The 17500-nt window shown below is 73.2% G+C and carries 15 protein-coding genes; 12 read left to right on the plus strand and 3 right to left on the minus strand.

Annotated features, from left to right (window positions below):
* Nucleotides 1-202: 202 nt before the first annotated feature.
* The 5 genes from BJP40_RS14220 (at nt 203) to BJP40_RS34290 (ending at nt 6047) form a co-directional block, all read left to right on the plus strand.
* A complete protein-coding gene (locus BJP40_RS14220; protein ID WP_071280681.1) occupies nt 203-1897 on the plus strand; it encodes a glycoside hydrolase family 13 protein in 1695 nt (564 codons plus the stop codon).
* Nucleotides 1898-1940: 43 nt separating this feature from the next.
* The gene (locus tag BJP40_RS14225; protein ID WP_071280682.1) at nt 1941-3290 is read left to right on the plus strand and encodes an ABC transporter substrate-binding protein; all 1350 of its coding nucleotides are present in this window, start codon (nt 1941-1943) and stop codon (nt 3288-3290) included.
* A 14-nt stretch (nt 3291-3304) separates the two neighbouring features.
* Entirely contained in the window at nt 3305-4705 is a 1401-nt protein-coding gene (locus tag BJP40_RS14230; protein ID WP_071280683.1) for an ABC transporter permease subunit, read from the plus strand.
* Nucleotides 4702-5580 (plus strand): carbohydrate ABC transporter permease, encoded by an 879-nt coding sequence (locus BJP40_RS14235; RefSeq protein ID WP_071270499.1) that lies wholly within the window; start codon nt 4702-4704, stop codon nt 5578-5580. The genes BJP40_RS14230 and BJP40_RS14235 overlap by 4 nt, the downstream gene beginning before the upstream one ends.
* Nucleotides 5581-5870: 290 nt before the next feature.
* Nucleotides 5871-6047: a hypothetical protein gene (locus tag BJP40_RS34290; protein ID WP_175499990.1), complete on the plus strand. Its 177-nt coding sequence runs from the start codon at nt 5871-5873 to the stop codon at nt 6045-6047.
* 126 nt (nt 6048-6173) lie between these two features.
* Here the strand turns inward: BJP40_RS34290 and BJP40_RS14245 are convergent, their stop codons facing one another.
* Nucleotides 6174-7400 carry an acyl-CoA dehydrogenase family protein gene (locus tag BJP40_RS14245; protein WP_071280685.1) on the minus strand — a complete coding sequence of 409 codons (1227 nt, stop codon included), beginning with the start codon at nt 7398-7400 and terminating at the stop codon, nt 6174-6176.
* 145 nt (nt 7401-7545) lie between these two features.
* Between BJP40_RS14245 and BJP40_RS14250 the strand changes: the two genes are divergently transcribed.
* On the plus strand, nt 7546-8169 hold the full coding sequence (locus tag BJP40_RS14250) for a TetR family transcriptional regulator (protein ID WP_071270217.1): 624 nt from the start codon (nt 7546-7548) through the stop codon (nt 8167-8169).
* Between the two features lie 57 nt (nt 8170-8226).
* On the opposite strand, the gene BJP40_RS14255 is transcribed toward BJP40_RS14250, so the two are convergent.
* Together BJP40_RS14255 and def are read right to left on the minus strand one after the other, a co-directional pair.
* The gene (locus BJP40_RS14255) at nt 8227-10521 is read right to left on the minus strand and encodes an MMPL family transporter (RefSeq protein ID WP_071280686.1); all 2295 of its coding nucleotides are present in this window, start codon (nt 10519-10521) and stop codon (nt 8227-8229) included.
* 539 nt (nt 10522-11060) lie between these two features.
* Complete coding sequence (def, locus tag BJP40_RS14260) at nt 11061-11606, minus strand: peptide deformylase (RefSeq protein WP_071280687.1); 546 nt, start codon at nt 11604-11606, stop codon at nt 11061-11063.
* A gap of 114 nt (nt 11607-11720) precedes the next feature.
* On the opposite strand from def, the gene BJP40_RS14265 reads away from it, so the two are divergent.
* From BJP40_RS14265 to BJP40_RS14285, 6 genes are all read left to right on the plus strand, one after another.
* Nucleotides 11721-12959, plus strand: a complete 1239-nt coding sequence (locus BJP40_RS14265; RefSeq protein ID WP_071270340.1) for a MurT ligase domain-containing protein — start codon at nt 11721-11723, stop codon at nt 12957-12959.
* 27 nt (nt 12960-12986) lie between these two features.
* Nucleotides 12987-13715 (plus strand): type 1 glutamine amidotransferase, encoded by a 729-nt coding sequence (locus BJP40_RS14270; RefSeq protein WP_071270337.1) that lies wholly within the window; start codon nt 12987-12989, stop codon nt 13713-13715.
* A gap of 256 nt (nt 13716-13971) precedes the next feature.
* On the plus strand, nt 13972-14997 hold the full coding sequence (locus tag BJP40_RS14275) for a 6-phosphofructokinase (protein ID WP_071280688.1): 1026 nt from the start codon (nt 13972-13974) through the stop codon (nt 14995-14997).
* 125 nt (nt 14998-15122) lie between these two features.
* Nucleotides 15123-16079 carry a cytochrome c oxidase assembly protein gene (locus BJP40_RS14280; protein ID WP_071280689.1) on the plus strand — a complete coding sequence of 319 codons (957 nt, stop codon included), beginning with the start codon at nt 15123-15125 and terminating at the stop codon, nt 16077-16079.
* A 59-nt stretch (nt 16080-16138) separates the two neighbouring features.
* Complete coding sequence (locus tag BJP40_RS34295; protein WP_175499805.1) at nt 16139-16297, plus strand: hypothetical protein; 159 nt, start codon at nt 16139-16141, stop codon at nt 16295-16297.
* Between the two features lie 270 nt (nt 16298-16567).
* Nucleotides 16568-17398 (plus strand): pectate lyase, encoded by an 831-nt coding sequence (locus tag BJP40_RS14285; protein WP_071280690.1) that lies wholly within the window; start codon nt 16568-16570, stop codon nt 17396-17398.
* Nucleotides 17399-17500 lie beyond the last annotated feature (102 nt).

Here is a 17500-nt window from a genome sequence, read left to right on the forward strand (position 1 = left end):
CTGCTACTTACCTGTTAGGTAGTACCCGCCCACCGATCGGCCACTTTTCGTACGGGCAAACCAGGACATGCTGTGGTAACTGGCCAGTGTTTATTACATCGTCGTTGACACCTGATGAACCCTGCTACCTAACATGCATGCATAACCGCTGCCCCTTCTTCGGGCAGCGTGCACCCTTCACGCAGAAACAGGTCAACGGGTGATGCTCACAGCCCCGGCCGGCGACGGCCTCTCGCACCGCTCCACGCAGACGCACTCCTGGTGGCGCGACGCGGTGATCTACCAGGTGTACGTCCGCAGCTTCCTGGACAGCACCGGCGACGGGATCGGCGACCTCGCCGGTGTCCGCAGCGGCCTGCCGTACCTCAAGAAACTGGGCGTCGACGGCGTCTGGCTCAGCCCCTTCTACCCGTCGCCGCAGCACGACCACGGCTACGACGTCGCCGACTACTGCGACGTGGACCCGGTCTACGGCGACCTCGACGAGTTCGGGCGGCTCGTCGCCGACGCGCACCGGCTGGGGATCAGGGTGCTGCTCGACATCGTCCCGAACCACTGCTCCAGTGAGCACCCGTGGTTCCGCGAGGCCCTCGCCTCCGCCCCCGGCAGCGCGGCCCGCGGCCGGTTCCACTTCGCGGAGGGACGGGGCCCCGGCGGCGATCTGCCGCCCAACAACTGGCACGCCATGTTCGGCGGCCCGGCCTGGAGCCGGGTCACCGAGCAGGACGGCACGCCCGGCCAGTGGTACCTGCACATGTTCACGCCCGAGCAGCCCGACCTGAACTGGCGCAACCCCGAGGTCCCCGCCCACTTCGACGAGGTGCTCCGCTTCTGGCTCGACCGGGGGGTGGACGGCTTCCGGATCGACGTGGCCGCCGGACTGTTCAAGCACCCCGACCTGCCGGACTCCGACGACCCGGAGGCCGACGCCCGCACCCGCGACTCGGTCAACCCGCTGGCCTGGAACCAGCCCGAGGTGCACGGTGTGTGGCGCCAGTGGCGGACGGTGTGCGAGGAGTACACCGCGCGCGACGGCCGGGAGCGGCTGCTGGTCGGCGAGGTGTCCGTGCCCACCGCCCGCGAGCACGCGCTGTACGTGCGCCCAGACGAACTGCACCAGGCGTTCTTCTTCGACCTGCTGGGCGCCCCCTGGGACGCGGCCGCGTTCCGCGGCGTCATCGACGAGGCGCTGCGGGACATCGCCGGCACCGGTTCCAGCGTCACGTGGGTGCTCAACAACCACGACCAGGTGCGCACCGTGACCCGGTACGGCGAGTCGGGCACGGAGGGCAGCGGCCTCGGCGCCGCCCGCGCCCGCGCCGCGGCGCTGCTGATGCTGGCGCTGCCCGGCGCCGCGTACGTCTACCAGGGCGAGGAGCTCGGGCTCCCGGAGGTCGTGGACCTGCCGGACGAGGTCCTCACCGACCCGATCTTCCACCGCACCGGCAGCCGCGCCCGGATCCGCGACGGCTGCCGGGTCCCGCTCCCCTGGTCCGGGCACGCCTCGCCGTTCGGGTTCAGCGCCGGGGCCCAGGCGCGGCCCTGGCTGCCGCAGCCGTCGTGGTTCGCCGAGCACGCCACCGACCGGGCGCTCGCCGACACCCGCTCCTTCTGGCACCTGTACCGCGAGGGGCTGCAGTTGCGGCGCGGCCTGCCGCAGCTGGGCGAGGGCGCCCTGCGCTGGCTGGAGGCGCCGCCGGAGGTCCTCGCCTTCGAGCGGGGCGACGGCCTGGTGTGCGCCGTGAACTTCGGCACCGAGCCCGTGCCCGCCCCCGTCCCCGGATCGCCGCTGCTGGCCAGCGGGCCGTGCCCGCCCGGGGTCCTGCCCGGTGCCACCGCCGCCTGGTGGATCACCGACCGCACCACCCGTCCCCCGTCCGCCTCCCTGTCCGCGTAGGTCCCTCGCAAGTCCCTCGCAACTCCCCGTGAAAGGTACGAAGATGATGAGACGACGCTTCCTGAAGACGGCGTGCTGCTCGGCCCTCACCGCCGCGCTGGCCCTCACCGCCACCGCCTGCGGCGGCGACCCGGTCGGCACCGCGAGCGGCGGCGGCGACAAGGCGCTGTCCGGACAGACCGTCACCGTCGCCGGCGTCTGGTCGGGCACCGAGCAGAAGAACTTCCAGAAGGTGCTGGACGCCTTCACCGAGCAGACCGGGGCGAAGACCCGCTTCGTCTCCACGGGCGACAACGTGTCCACCGTCGTGGGCAGCAAGATCGAGGGCGGCAACGCCCCCGACGTGGTGATGGTCCCCCAGGTCGGCGTGCTCCAGCAGTTCGCGAAGAACAAGTGGCTCGCGCCGCTGTCGGAGTCCGCCGAGAAGACGGTCGACGCGAACTTCGCGCCGGTCTGGAAGGGCTACGGCTCCGTGGACGGCACGCTGTACGGCCTGTACTTCAAGGCCGCGAACAAGTCGACCGTCTGGTACGACCCCGCCGCCCTGGACACGGCCGGTGTGAAGCCGCCGAGGACGTACGACGAGATGCTCACCGCGGCGCGCACGGTGGCCGACTCCGGCGTGCCGGCGTTCGCCGTGGCCGGCGAGGACGGCTGGACGCTCACCGACTGGTTCGAGAACGTCTACCTGTCGCAGGCAGGTCCCCAGAAGTACGACCAGCTCGCCCGGCACGAGATCCCGTGGACGGACCCGACGGTCGTCGAGGCCCTGAAGACCCTCTCCACGCTGTTCTCCGACGACAAGCTGCTGGCCGGCGGCCGGAAGGGGGCGCTCGCCACCGACTTCCCCGGCTCCGTCGAGAAGGTCTTCGGTCCGAAGCCGGAGGCCGGAATGGTGTACGAGGGCGACTTCGTCGCCGGTGTGGCGAAGGACGAGTTCGGCCGGAAGATCGGCGAGGACGCGGACTTCTTCCCCTTCCCGGCGGTGGGCTCGGGCGAGGCGCCGGTGGTCAGCGGCGGTGACGCGGCCGTCGTCCTGGAGGACGGCAAGAACCGGAAGGGCGCCTTGGCGCTCCTGGAGTTCCTGGCGACGCCCGAGGCGGCCGCCGTCTGGGCCGCCGAGGGCGGTTTCATCTCCCCCAACAAGTCCCTGGACCTCGGGGCGTACGGTGACGCGACCCTGCGCGCCACCGCGAAGTCGCTGGTCGATGCCGGGGACACGGTCCGCTTCGACATGTCGGACCAGGCCCCGGCGGCGTTCGGCGGCACCAAGGGCGCGGGCGAGTGGAAGATCCTCCAGGACTTCCTGCGCGACCCGTCGAAGCCCGAGGCCACGGCGGCTGCCCTGGAGGCGGCCGCGGCCAAGGCCTACGGCTCCGCGAACCAGGGCTGAGGCGGCGCTCCTCCATGACCACAGTCACCCGTTCCCCCCGGCGCGGCACCGCGCCCGCGGAGGCGACCGACCGGGCAGCCGCCCGGCGCGGCGCCGGCGCGGACCCGCGGCGCCGCGCCGGGCGGCGCCGGCGGATCATCGCCGTCGCCTTCGTCCTGCCGGCGCTGCTGCTGCTCGGCGCGCTGGTGGTGTACCCGGTCCTCTTCTCGGTCGGCCGGAGCCTCTTCGACGCCTCCGGGACCCGCTTCGTGGGCGGCGGCAACTACGTCGAGATGTTCCGCGACCCGGCCACGCTGAGGGCCGTCCGCAACAGCACGGTCTGGGTCGTCGTCGCCCCCACCCTGCTGACCGGCCTCGGGCTCGTCCTGGCCGTGCTGGTGGAGAAGATCCGCTGGGCGGCGGCCTTCAAGGTGCTGCTGTTCCTGCCTATGGCGGTGTCGTTCCTGGCGGCGGGCATCATCTTCCGCCTCGCCTACGAGGAGGACCCGGACAAGGGCGTCCTGAACGCGGCGGTCGTGGGCGTCCACGACCTGGTCGTGGACGGCTCGTCGTACCCGGGCGCGCGGGCCCGTGAGGGCGAGACCGTGCAGAAGGCCCGGGGCGGCGCGTACGACATGGCCGCGTCCCTGTCGCCCGGCGCGGCGCCGGTGGCGCTGCCGCTGGTCGGGGTGAAGCCGCAGGACGTGCCCGCGGCGGCGCGCCCGGCGGCGCAGGCGGCCTCGGCCCCGGCAGCGGCCGGGGAGCTGCGCGGCGTGGTGTACCTGGACTTCACCCCGGGCGGCGGGGGGCGCCCGGGCGAGGTGGACGCCGAAGAGCCCGGCCTGCCGGGCGTCACCGTGGAAGCGGTGCGGGACGGCGGGGCGGTGGCGTCGGCGACGACGGCCGCGGACGGCTCCTTCGCCTTCACGGACCTGGACGCGTCCGGCAGCTACGTGCTGCGCCTGCCCGGGGCGAACTTCGCCGCGCCGTACACGGGCGTGTCGTGGCTGGGGCCCGCCCTGGTGACGCCCGCCATCATCGGGGCGTACCTGTGGATCTGGACCGGCTTCGCGATGGTGCTGATCGGTGCGGGCCTGTCGGCGCTGCCGCGGGACGCGCTGGAGGCGGCGCGCATGGACGGCGCGAACGAGTGGCAGATCTTCCGCCGGATCACGGTGCCGCTGCTCGCGCCGGTGCTCACGGTGGTCTTCGTCACGCTGGTGATCAACGTGATGAAGGTCTTCGACCTCATCTACATCATCGCGCCGGGGCCGGTGCAGCAGGACGCCACGGTGCTGGCCACGCAGATGTGGCTGGTGTCGTTCGGCGGCGGCAACGACCAGGGCCTGGGCAGTGCGCTGGGCGTCCTGCTCCTGCTGCTGGTGATCCCGGCGATGGTCTTCAACGTACGCCGCTTCCGCAGGAGCCAGTCATGAGCGCCGCAGCGACCGCCCCCGTGAGAACCCCCGGACCCCGCCGGCTGCGCCGCTGGCTCGGCAACGGCGTGGTGCAGGCGTTCCTGCTGCTGGTGGGGCTGGTGTGGATCACCCCCGTGGCGGGTCTGCTGCTGTCGTCGCTGCGCTCGGCGGCGGACAGCTCGTCGAGCGGCTGGTGGACGGCGCTGGCGGACCCGGGCCAGCTGTCGTTCGCGAACTACGCGGCGCTACTGGACAACGCGGGCATGACGGCGGCGTTCTGGAACACGGTCCTGATCTCGGTGCCGGCGACGGCTCTGGTCGTGGGCCTCGCGGCGCTGGCCGGCTACGCGTTCGCGTGGCTGGAGTTCCCGGGGCGGGACTGGCTGTTCCTGCTGGTGGTCGCCCTGCTGGTGGTGCCGGTGCAGGTGGGGCTGCTGCCGGTGGCGAAGCTGTTCGGGGCGGTCGGGCTGTTCGGCACGATCCCGGGCGTGGTCCTCTTCCACGTGGCGTACGGCCTGCCCTTCGCGATCTTCCTGTTGCGGAACTACTTCGCGGAGATACCGAAGGAGATGCTGGAGGCGGCGCGGATGGACGGCGGGGGCGAGTGGCGCATCTTCACGCGGCTCGTGCTGCCGGTGGGCCGCCCTGCGATCGCGAGCCTGGCCATCTTCCAGTTCCTGTGGGTGTGGAACGACATGCTGGTGGCGCTGCTGTTCGCGGACTCGCAGTCGCAGCCGCTCACCGTGGAGCTCCAGTCGCAGGTGCGGCAGTTCGGCAGCAACATCGACGTGCTCGCGCCGGGTGCGTTCCTGTCGCTGGTGGTGCCGCTGGTGGTGTTCCTCGTCTTCCAGCGCCACTTCGTGCAGGGGGTGATGGCGGGCTCGGTGAAGTAGTCGCGGGGGCGGGCCCTCCCGTACCCGTGGCCTGCGCCCCGCCCCGGCGGCGGATGCGTGTGGACGGCGCCCCGCTCGGGGGGGGGCGCAGTCCAGGCGTGCCGGGTGGGGCCCGGGCGCTGTCCGCCGGGTCGGTGGAGGGCGGCCGGGCCCCCGCTCGACGCGGACTCGCGGGGCGCTGGAAGGGGCCTGGCGGGGGCGCTCGAACGGGCCTGGCGCAGTGCGTGTGAATGGTCACGTTCGGGGGCAGGAGCGCGGAACGGCTGGTTCCGGCCAGTACGCTGAAGAGCATGTCCCAGTCCCCCATGCACCCCGACAGGCCTGACGCCGACGCCCTGAACGCCGCGATCCGCGAGCTCTGGGCCCGTTCCGGCGGAACCCTGTCGGCGGACGGGCAGCGGATCTACCAGGCCCTGGTGAAGGCGTGGGCCGCCACGCAGCAGGGCGACATCGCGCCCGCCGCGTAGCGACCGGCCGGCACGGGGCGCCCGCCCCGCCCCCGCCTCCCCCGGCGCCCCGACCCGTGCGGCGCCCGCTCGACGCCGCGGCCGGCCGGTGACGGCTCGCGCGGACGCACCGCAGGTCCCCCGTACCTACCGGATCGCTACACCGGAAAGGCTCCGCGCGATCACCAGGCGCTGGATCTCGCTGGTGCCCTCGAAGATCGTGTAGATCGCGCTGTCCCGGTGCATGCGCTCGACCGGGTACTCCCGGGTGTAGCCGTTGCCGCCGAGGATCTGCACGGCCCGGGCGGTGACGTCCTTGGCCACCTCGCTGGCGAAGAGCTTCGACATGGAGCCCTCGGCGTTCTCGAACGGCCTGCCCGCGGTCGCCATCCAGGAGGCGCGCCAGACCAGCAGGCGCGCCGCGTCGATCCGGGTGCGCATGTCGGCGAGCTGGAAGGCGACCCCCTGGTTGTCGATGATGGGGCGGCCGAACTGCCGGCGGGTCGTGGCGTAGTCGAGCGCGACCTCGTACGCGGCGCGGGCGGTGCCCACGGCCATGGCGCCGACGGCGGGGCGGGACGCCTCGAAGGTGGCCATGGCGGCGTTCCTGACGCGCTCCCCGCCCGTCCTCGCCTTCTCGCGGGCCCGGGCGAGGCGCTCGTCCAGCTTCTCCTTCCCGCCGAGCAGGCAGGAGCCGGGGACGCGGACGTCCTCCAGGACCACCTCGGCGGTGTGGGAGGCGCGGATGCCGTGCTTCTTGAACTTCTGGCCCTGGGAGAGCCCGGGGGTGCCCGGCGGGACGATGAAGGAGGCATGCCCCTTCGAGCCCAGCTCGGGGTCCACGACGGCCACCACCACGTGCACCCCGGCGATGCCGCCGTTCGTCACCCAGGTCTTGGTGCCGTTGATCACCCATTCGTCCTTGGCCTGGTCGTAGACGGCGCGGGTGCGCATCGCGGCGACGTCGGAGCCCGCGTCGGGCTCGGAGGAGCAGAAGGCGGCCACCTGCACGTCGTCGGCGTCGCCGTACATCTGCGGGACCCAGGTCCCGATCTGCTCCTCGGTGCCGTTGGCGAGGACGCCCACGGCGGCGAGGCCGGTGCCGACGATGGACAGGGCGATGCCCGCGTCCCCCCAGAAGAGCTCCTCCATGGTCATCGGGATGCCGAGACCCGTGGGGTCGAAGAACTGCTGGGCGTAGAAGTCCAGGGAGTAGATGCCGAGCTTCGCGGCTTCCCGGATGACCGGCCAGGGCGTCTCCTCCCGCTCGTCCCACTCGGCGGCCGCGGGCCGGATCACGTCCCTGGCGAAGCCGTGCAGCCAGTCCCGGACCTGCTTCTGGTCCTCGTTGAGTTCGAACGCGGACTCGGCCATGGTTCCCCTCCGGCGGGCATGAGCGTTACTTGCGGTAACCGCAGTCTGTTACCGGTGGGGAAAGGCTGTCAACCGGCGACGCGGTCGAAGGGGGTGTTACGTTGCGCTGGCCTGAAGGAACATGTGAAGGGCGGGGAGAGACGCTATGGACACCACCCACCGGACGGAGCAGCAGCGGTCGGCCGAGCAGCGGCGGCGCGAACTGCTGGAGGCGGCCGACCGCGTGGTCCTCCGCGACGGCCCGCAAGCCTCCATGAACGCCATCGCCGCCGAGGCCGGCATCACCAAACCGATCCTCTACCGCCACTTCGGCGACAAGGGCGGCCTGTACAGCGCCCTGGCCCAGCGCCACACCGACGCCCTGCTCGGCGCGCTGCGCACCGCCCTGGACGCCCCCGCCGACCGGCGCCGGCGGGTGGAGGCCACCCTGGACACGTACCTCGCCGCGATCGAGGCGCGGCCGCAGGTGTACCGCTTCCTGATGCACCCGGGCGAGGACACGGGCCTGGGCCGGCACTCCGCACCGCTGCTGCGCCGCATGGGCGAGGAACTCGCCGACGTCATCGCGGAGCGGATCGACCTGGGCGCGGGCGGCGACGTGCTGGCCCGCGCCTGGGGCCACGGCATCGTCGGCATGATGCACGCCGCCGGGGACTGGTGGCTCGGCGAGCGGCCCTGCGCCCGCGCCGCGCTCGTCTCCTCGCTGGCGGACCTGCTGTGGGGCCGGCTGGCCGCCGCCGACGACCGCAAGGACGGCCCGGGCTTCTGACCCGGGACGGCACCCGCGCGGCCGGCCCGCGGGGGACCCCCACGGGCGCTGCCCGCGTCAGCGGCGCACCGCCGCCCCGGACGCCGCGGCGCCGGCGTCCCGGTCGCCCTCGGGGTCCACGCGCGGCAGCACCCGGTCGAGCCACCGCGGCAGCCACCAGGCGGACCTCCCCAGCAGGGTCATGGCCGCCGGTACCAGCAGCAGCCGCACGATCGAGGCGTCGACGAGGACGCTCACCGCGAGCCCCAGGCCCAGCATCTTCACCACCACGTTGTCGCTGACCACGAACGCGGCGAAGACGCTCACCATGATGAGGGCCGCGCAGGTGATGACGCGGGCCGTGATCTCCAGGGCGTGTGCGACGCTCCCCTGCGGGTCACCGGTGCGCAGCCACGCCTCGTGGACCCGGGACAGCAGGAAGATCTCGTAGTCCATGCTCAGCCCGAAGACGATGGCGAACATCATCATCGGCACGTAGCTCTCGATGGGCACCTTCTCCGCCACGCCGAGGGCCTGTCCGCCCCAGCCCCACTGGAACACGGCGACGACGACCCCGTACGAGGCGGCGATCGACAGCACGTTCAGCACGGCGGCCTTGACCGCGACGAGCAGGCCGCGGAACACCGTCAGGATGACGAGGAAGGCCAGTGCCACGACGACGGCGATGATCAGCGGCAGCCTGCTGGAGACGAGCTGGAGGAAGTCCACCTGGGCGGCGGTGGTGCCGGTCACGTACGTGCGGGCGGCCGTGCCGGCCACCGCCTGCGGGAGGACGTCGTCCGCCAGGCGGTCGACTAGGTCGGTGGTCGTCTCGTCCTGCGGGGCGGCCTGCGAGTAGGCGGTCGCCACCAGCACCTCACCGTCGGGCGTCGGGGTCAGCGGGGTGATCACCGCTGCCCCCGGCACGTCCTCCAGCGCGTCCGCGGCCCGGGACGCGAGGGCCGACCGGTCCGCCTGCGGGACGTCGCTCTGGTCGATGACCAGGGTCAGCGGCCCGTTGGAGCCGGGGCCGAAGGCCGACGACATGAGATCGAAGGCGCGGCGGTCGGTGACCGACTCCGGATCGGCGCCGTCGCCGATGTGCCCGAGCTGGATCGAGAACAGCGGGATGGACAGCACCGCCAGCACCGCGGCCCCCGACGCGAGGAACCACCAGGGGCGGCGCTCGACCCGCCGCGCGTACCGGTGCCAGGCCCCGTGGGCCTCCTCGCCCGGGGCGGCGTCCGTCTCGGCCGCGGGGGTGCGCACCCGCAGGCGGTCGATGTGCCGGCCGACGAGCCCGAGCACCGCCGGCACCAGGGTGAGCGCCCCCGCCACGGCCGTGAACACGGTGACGGCCGCGGCGAGCCCCAGCTTGCCGATGAAGCCGATGCCCGACACCCACAGCCCCGACAGGGCGATGACGACGGTGCACCCGGAGACCAGCACGGCCCGCCCGCTGGTGGCCACCGCCGTGCCCGCCGCGTCCACCGGGTCGCGGCCGTCCATGAGCTTCTGGCGGTGCCGGGTGACCAGGAACAGCGCGTAGTCGATGCCGACGCCGAGACCGATCATCGTGGCCAGCGTGGGCGACACGGTGGCGAACGTGAACGCGGCCGCCAGCAGCCCCAGCAGCGAGAGGCCGCACACCACCGCGATCAGGGCCGCCAGGAGGGGCAGCAGCGCGGCGATCACGCTGCCGAACCCGACGAGGAGCACCACGACGGCCACCGCGAAGCCGATGCCCTCGCTGTCCCGGTCGTCCGGCTGCGGGCGGGCCAGCTCGCCGAGCGGGCCGCCGTACTCGACCGTCACCCCGGCCGCCCGCAGCGGCTGGACCGCGTCGTCCACGCCGTCGAGGTACGAGGAGCCCAGCGTCGCCGGCTGCACGTCGAAGCGGACCGTGATGTACGCGGTCCTCCCGTCCGACGACAGCGGTCCGACGTCGGGTGTGCCGGACTGCTGCGCCGGGGGCGTGGTGCCGGACTGCGGCAGCGGGTCCTGGGCGCTGAGGACGTGGGGCAGTGCGCGCAGGTCCGCGACGGCGGTGGAGACCTGGTCGGAGACGTCGGTGAGCGGCGCGTCCGGGTCGTGCAGCACGATCTGGGCGCTGTAGCCCCCCGCCGCCGCGTCGTGCTCCTTGAGGACGTCGATGCCCTCCTGCGACTGGGTGCCGGGCAGGCTGAAGTCGTCCGAGTACGAACCGCCGTACGCCCGGTCGAGCAGGTGGAGCCCGACGAGCGCGGCGAGCCACAGCACCAGCACCACCGCGAAGTGGCGGGCGCACCCTTCACCGAGGCGACGCAGGACGCCGCGCCGGCGGACCGCGGGGGCCGGGGCCGCGCCTGCGGGGGCGGGCCCGGGGCCGGTCATGCCTTCTCCGTCATGCGGTCTCCCCAACGATCGCCGGCGGCGGCGCTTGCGCCCGCCCGGTCGCGGGCGCCCGTCGCCGGACCGGGACGCTGCCGCGCTCCGAACGGCCCGGCGGCGAGGGGCCCCGGGTAACGCCATTCAACGCGCCGCACGGTCCTACCGGCACGCCCGGACGGGCGAACAGGTGACACGTCGGCGTCCCGGGGCCGACGCGTCCTGCCGACGGCGGACCGGCCGCGCGCGGCCGGGCGCCACCCCTCGTGGCGGCCCTCACCCCTCGACGTGGACCGGGCGGACGGCCCGCGGATCCCGTCCGCCCGCCGCCCTGCGGGGGAGGACCGACCGGCCGTGCGCCCCTCACCGCGGGACGGGCACCACCTCAGGGGCGGAACGTCCTCGCAGAGGGCCGTGCGCCCCTCCCCGCGGGCCGGGCGCTCCCGCGTACGCACCGCCGCCCCGTCTCCCGCGCCGCCGACGCCGGGACTCCGGCCGGGCCTGACCTCCCGTCAGGAAAGGGGCCGGCGCGGGCCGACGCCCCTTCAGGCCCGGCTGCCCCAGGGCGCGCGGCGGGCGGCGCGCAGCAGGCGGGTGCGGCGCCAGCCGGTGAGGCGGTCGGGGTAGACGAGTCCGTCCACGTGGTCGCACTCGTGCTGCAGGCAGCGGGCGAAGAAGCCGGTTCCCTCCACCCGTACGGGCTCGCCGCGTACGGTGACTCCCTCCACCACCGCGTGGTCGTGGCGCGCCGTACCGGCCTCCAGACCCGGCAGCGACAGGCACCCCTCGGGGCCGCGGACGACCGGGCCGTCGGCGGTCACCAGGCGCGGGTTGACGACGTGGCCGAGGTGGCGGACGTCCTCGTCGTCGGGGCAGTCGTAGACGAAGACCCGCAGGCCGGCCCCCACCTGGTTCGCCGCGAGCCCGACGCCGTTCGCGGCGTACATCGTGGCGAACATGTCCTCCACCAGCCCGGCCAGGGACGGGCCGAAGTCGGTGACGGGCTCGCAGGGTCTGTGCAGCACCGGAGCACCGTGGAGGGTCAGGGCCCGCACGGCGCCGGAACTGCCGGGGATCAGCCGGTTTCGCATGGCCTTCAGCCTACGGTCCCGGTCTGACCGGCGGGTTCGCAGGTGGCGGGGTTCGGGGCGGCGGCCGACTCTCGATAGGCTGAGCCAGGACCCACGCTAGGAGGAACAAGGACGATGGCAGGCAACTCGGAGCCGCTGTCGCCGCGCGCCAAGCTGGCCGTGACGGCGGGCAAGGCCGCAGCGGCGGTGTCTCGCGCGGCGGGCCGCGGCAGCGGATCGGTGATCGGTGGCCGGGTGGCCCTCAAGCTGGACCCGGATCTTCTGGGGCGGCTCGCGCAGCACCTGGACGTCGTCCTGGTCTCGGCGACCAACGGCAAGACGACGACGACGCGCCTGATCGCCGAGGCGCTGCGCGCCAGCGGCCCCGTCGTCTCCAACGCGCTCGGCGCCAACATGCCCGCGGGCATCACCTCGGCCCTGGCGGGCGGCGGTGAGGCGAAGTACGGCGTCATCGAGGTCGACGAGAAGTACCTGGCCGGAGTGGCCCGGGACGTCACGCCGAAGGCGGTGGCGCTGCTGAACCTCTCCCGCGACCAGCTCGACCGCGCCGCCGAGACGCGGATGCTCGCCGAGAAGTGGCGGGAGGGGCTGTCCGGCCAGAAGGCCGTCGTCATCGCCAACGCCGACGACCCGCTGATCGTGTGGGCCGCCTCGTCCTGCGCGAACGTCGTGTGGGTGGCGGCCGGCCAGGAGTGGAAGGACGACGCCTGGTCGTGCCCCTCCTGCGGCGGTGTCATGCAGCGCCCCGGTGACGACTGGTTCTGCGGCGAGTGCGGCTTCCGCCGCCCCTCCCCCACCTGGGCGCTCAGCGGCGACCACGTGCTGGACCCGCACGGTCAGGCCTGGCCCATCCGCCTGCAGCTGCCCGGTCGCGCCAACAAGGCGAACGCCGCCACCTCCGCCGCGGTCGCCGCGGTCTTCGGCGTGCCGCCGCAGGTCGCCCTGGAGCGCATGTACGACGTGCAGGCGGTGGCCGGACGCTACGACGTGGTGTCCTTCCAGGACCGCGACCTGCGGCTGCTGCTCGCCAAGAACCCGGCCGGCTGGCTGGAGACGTTCTCGCTCATCGACCCGCCGCCGACGCCCGTCATCCTGTCGGTCAACGCCCGCGGCGCGGACGGCACGGACACCTCGTGGCTGTGGGACGTCGACTACCAGCGGCTGGCCGGTCATCCGATCTTCGTGCTCGGTGACCGCCGGCTCGACCTGGCCGTGCGCCTGGACGTCGCGGGTCTGGACTTCCGCGTCTGCGAGACCCTCGACGAGGCCGTGCAGCTCGCCCCGCCGGGCCGGATCGAGCTGATCGCCAACTACACGGCGTTCCAGGACGTGCGCCGCCGCGTCGGCAACTGACCACCCTCCGCGAAGGACGAAACGAGCATGAGCGACAGCAGCCTGCGCCTGGTGTGGGTCTACCCGGACCTGCTGAGCACGTACGGCGACCAGGGCAACGTGCTGGTCACCGAGCGCCGGGCCCGGCAGCGCGGCCTGGACGTGCAGCGCATCGACGTGCGCAGCGACCAGGCGGTGCCGACCTCCGGCGACATCTACCTCATCGGCGGCGGCGAGGACCGGCCGCAGCGGCTGGCCGCGGAACGGCTCCGCAGGGACTCCGGCCTGACCCGGGCCGCCGAGAACGGCGCGATCATCTTCTCGGTCTGCGCCGGCTACCAGATCCTCGGCCACGAGTTCATCAACGACCTCGGTGAGCGGGAGCCGGGCCTCGGCCTCCTCGACGTGATCTCCACGCGGGGGGAGGGCGAGCGGTGCGTCGGCGACGTCCTCGCCGACATCGACCCGCGGCTGGGGCTGCCGCAGCTCACCGGGTTCGAGAACCACCAGGGCATCACCCACCTCGGGCCGACCGCCCGCCCCTTCGCCCGGACCGTGTTCGGCAAGGGCAACGGCACCGGGGACGGCACGGAGGGCGCGTACAACGAGACCGTGTTCGGCACGTACATGCACGGCCCGGTCATGGCCCGCAACCCGCAGATCGCGGACCTGCTGCTGAAGCTGGCCCTCGACGTCAACGCGCTGCCCCCGGCCGACGAGCGGTGGTACGACGCGCTGCGCGCCGAGCGGATCGCGGCGGCGAGCCAGCCCGACTGACACTGGTCCGGCCCCCGCGCGAGCCCCGGTCGGCATCGGTCCGGCGGCGGCCCGGACGGGGCCGGGAACCGCTCATCCGGGCGGCCGTACGAACGTCTGTTGCGTACGGCCGCCTGCGGTTTTGTCGCTTTCTCCGAAGTCGTCCAAAGGTCGGACGTCAGGTGCGGTGGTTACCCCGTGTACCGGTAGGGTGGCGGCGATCCAGCCGGACGACGTGGTCCGGGAGTCCGCCCACGTTGCAAAGGTTTTTCGGGCTATGCGCATTGGTGTGCTCACGTCCGGGGGCGACTGCCCCGGCCTGAACGCCGTCATCCGCTCCGTCGTCCACCGCGCCGTCGTCGATCACGGCGACGAGGTCATCGGCTTCCACGACGGCTGGAAGGGCCTCCTGGAGGGCGACTACCGCAAGCTCGACCTCGACGCGGTCGGCGGCATCCTCGCGCAGGGCGGCACCATCCTCGGCTCGTCCCGCGTCCAGCCCGCCCACCTGGTGGACGGGGTCGAGCGCGCCAAGGGCCATGTCGCCGACCTCGGCCTCGACGCCATCATCCCGATCGGCGGCGAGGGCACCCTGAAGGCGGCCCGGCTGCTGTCCGACGCCGGCCTTCCCATCGTCGGTGTGCCGAAGACCATCGACAACGACATCTCCGCGACCGACGTGACGTTCGGCTTCGACACGGCCGTCGGTGTCGCCACGGAGGCCCTGGACCGGCTGAAGACCACCGCCGAGTCGCACCAGCGGGTGCTCATCGTGGAGGTGATGGGCCGCCACACCGGCTGGATCGCCCTGCACTCCGGCATGGCGGCCGGCGCCCACGCCATCGTGGTGCCGGAGCGGCCCTTCGACATCGACGAGCTCACCGCGCGTGTCGGGGCCCGGTTCGCGGCCGGCAAGCGGTTCGCGATCGTCGTGGCCGCCGAGGGTGCGAAGCCCCGCCCGGGTGGCATGGACTTCGACGAGGGAGGCAAGGACATCTACGGCCACGAGCGCTTCGCCGGGATAGCGCGGCAGCTCTCCGTCGAGCTGGAGCGGCGCCTCGGCAAGGAGGCCCGCCCGGTCATCCTCGGCCACGTCCAGCGCGGCGGCACGCCGACCGCGTACGACCGGGTCCTCGCCACCCGCTTCGGCTGGCACGCGGTGGAGGCGGTGCACCGCGGCGAGTTCGGCATGCTGACGGCGCTGCGCGGCACGGAGATCGTCATGGTGCCGCTCGCGGAGGCCGTGGAGACGCTGAAGACGGTCCCCGAGGAGCGGTACGCCGAGGCCGAGACGGTGCTGTGAGCCGTACGGGCCGCCCGTGACCCGGCCCGCCCGCCCCCGAACCGCCCCCGGTCGCCGACGCGGCCGGGGGCGGTTCTAGTCTGGTGCGGCAAGCGGACAACCCAGCACGAATCAGGAGCCGGCGGATGGATCACAGCGGGCACGGCATGACGGCGGACCTCCCGCCGTTCACGCTGGGGCGGGGCCTGGCGTTCTCGCCGGACGCGTTCTTCCTCGTCAGCTGCCTGGTGGCGCTCACCCTGTACGGGTGGGCGGTCGTCCGGCTGCGGCGGCGCGGCGACGCGTGGCCGGTCGGCCGGACGGTGTTCTTCGCCCTCGGTGTGCTGAGCGTGGCGCTGGTCACCTGCACCGGCATGAACGACTACGGCATGGTCATGTTCAGCGTGCATATGGTGCAGCACATGGTGATCAGCATGCTGTCCCCGATCCTGGTGCTGCTGGGGGCGCCGGTGACGCTGGCGCTGCGGGCGCTGCCGGTGGCGGGCCGGGGCCGCGGCAAGGGGCCGCGGGAGTGGCTGCTGATGCTGCTGCACAGCCGGTACATGCGGGTGATCACCCATCCGGCGTTCACGATCCCCATGTTCATCGCCAGCTTGTACGGCCTGTACTTCACGCCGCTGTTCGACTTCCTCATGGCGTCCAGGCTGGGGCACGTCTTCATGATGGTGCACTTCCTGGCCGTGGGTCTGACGTTCTTCTGGCCGATCATGGGCGTGGACCCGGGTCCGCACCGGCCGGGGTACGTGATGCGGATGCTGGAGCTCTTCGCGGGCATGCCGTTCCACGCGTTCTTCGGGATCGCGCTGATGATGGCGTCGCAGCCGATGGTGGACACGTTCCTCGACGTTCCCGCGTCGCTGGGCGTGGATCCGCTGTCGGACCAGAACGCCGCCGGCGGCATCGCCTGGGCGTTCAGCGAGATCCCCTCCGTGGTGGTGCTGGTCGCGCTGCTGTTCCAGTGGTATCGCTCCGAGGAGCGGGCGGCGCGGCGCGCGGACCGGGCGGCCGACCGGGACGGCGACAAGGAGCTGGAGGCGTACAACGCGTACCTCGCCTCGCTCCAGGCCCGCGGCAGCAGCTAGCGTTCCGGCCCCCGGGGCGGGACCATGACAGCGAGGCCCGCGGCCGTGAGGAGGACACGATGTCCGGTTCCACGAAGACCATGGGGGTGCTGACCATCGGGGCGCTCGTGCTGACGACCGCGTACACGGTGGCGCTCGGCAGCAACGGGTGGCTGTGGTTCGCCTGGCTGGTACTCGGTCTGGCGACGTTGGGGATGCTCACGACGCGCGACACCTGAGCCCTGCGCCGGGGCCCGGGCCCGCGAGGCGGCGGGCCCGGGCCCCGGCGCCTCCCGACCACCGCATACCGGCTCCTCCGCCACCGGCGGTCAGTGCCCCGGGCCGCGGCGCCCGACGACGGCCGACCGGCACGGCCCCGGCTCCCCGGCGCGGCCCCGGCCCCGGCCCCGGCCCCGGCCGCAGAACTTCTCCGGAAGCGGCAACCCCTCGGCGGGGCGGCGGCGACCACCTCCTGCAAGGTGGCCACCACCCCCCGTTCGAGGAATGACATGACTGCACAGACACAGCCACGCGCCCGCCACCGCCGGCGCGTGACCCGGCGCCGCGCCCTGACGGGCGGCGCCTGCGCGTTCGGGCTCGCCGGCGCGGCCCTCCTCACCCACGGCGTACTGGCGCCCGCCGGCGCCGCGGCCGGCTGGCCGCAGCCGAAGGAGACCGTGCCGGTGGCGAAGACCATCCCGGTGAAGGGCACCTACGACGGGAAGCTGAAGCGCTTCGACGGCAGCGGGGCCCTCGGCGACGGCGGCCAGGACGAGGACCAGTCGCCGCTGTTCGTCCTGGAGGACGGCGCGGTGCTCAAGAACGTCGTCATCGGCTCCCGGGCGGCCGACGGTGTCCACTGCAAGGGCAGCTGCACGCTGCAGAACGTGTGGTGGGAGGACGTCGGCGAGGACGCCGCGTCGTTCAAGGGAACGTCGGCGTCGGCCGTGTACAAGGTGTACGGCGGCGGCGCCCGGAAGGCCTCTGACAAGGTCTTCCAGTTCAACGGTGCGGGCAAGCTGGTGATCGCCGGGTTCCAGGTGTCCGACTCGGGGAAGCTGGTCCGCAGCTGCGGCAACTGCCGCAAGCAGTACAAGCGGCAGATCATCCTGAACGACGTCGACGTGACGGCGCCGCTCAAGCAGATCGTGGGCGTCAACGAGAACTACGGCGACACGGCCGCCCTGCGCAACATCCGCGTCCACAGCGACGCCAGGCGCAGACTCCAGCCGTGCGTCCGGTACGAGGGCAACGACCGGGGGAAGGAGCCGCGGGTCGTCAGCGCGAAGGTGGACGGCGTCCACTGCGACCACCGGCCGGGCGACCTCACGTACGACTGACCCCGCGCGGAGCCCACCGGCTCGCACCGCGCCTGGGCGGCGCCCGGGGCGGTGACGGCGGTCGGGCCGCGTGACGGCCGCGGGTCACGGTGACGGCGGCGA

The organism is Streptomyces sp. CC53 (assembly GCF_001865245.1).
Taxonomy (GTDB): Bacteria; Actinomycetota; Actinomycetes; order Streptomycetales; family Streptomycetaceae; genus Streptomyces.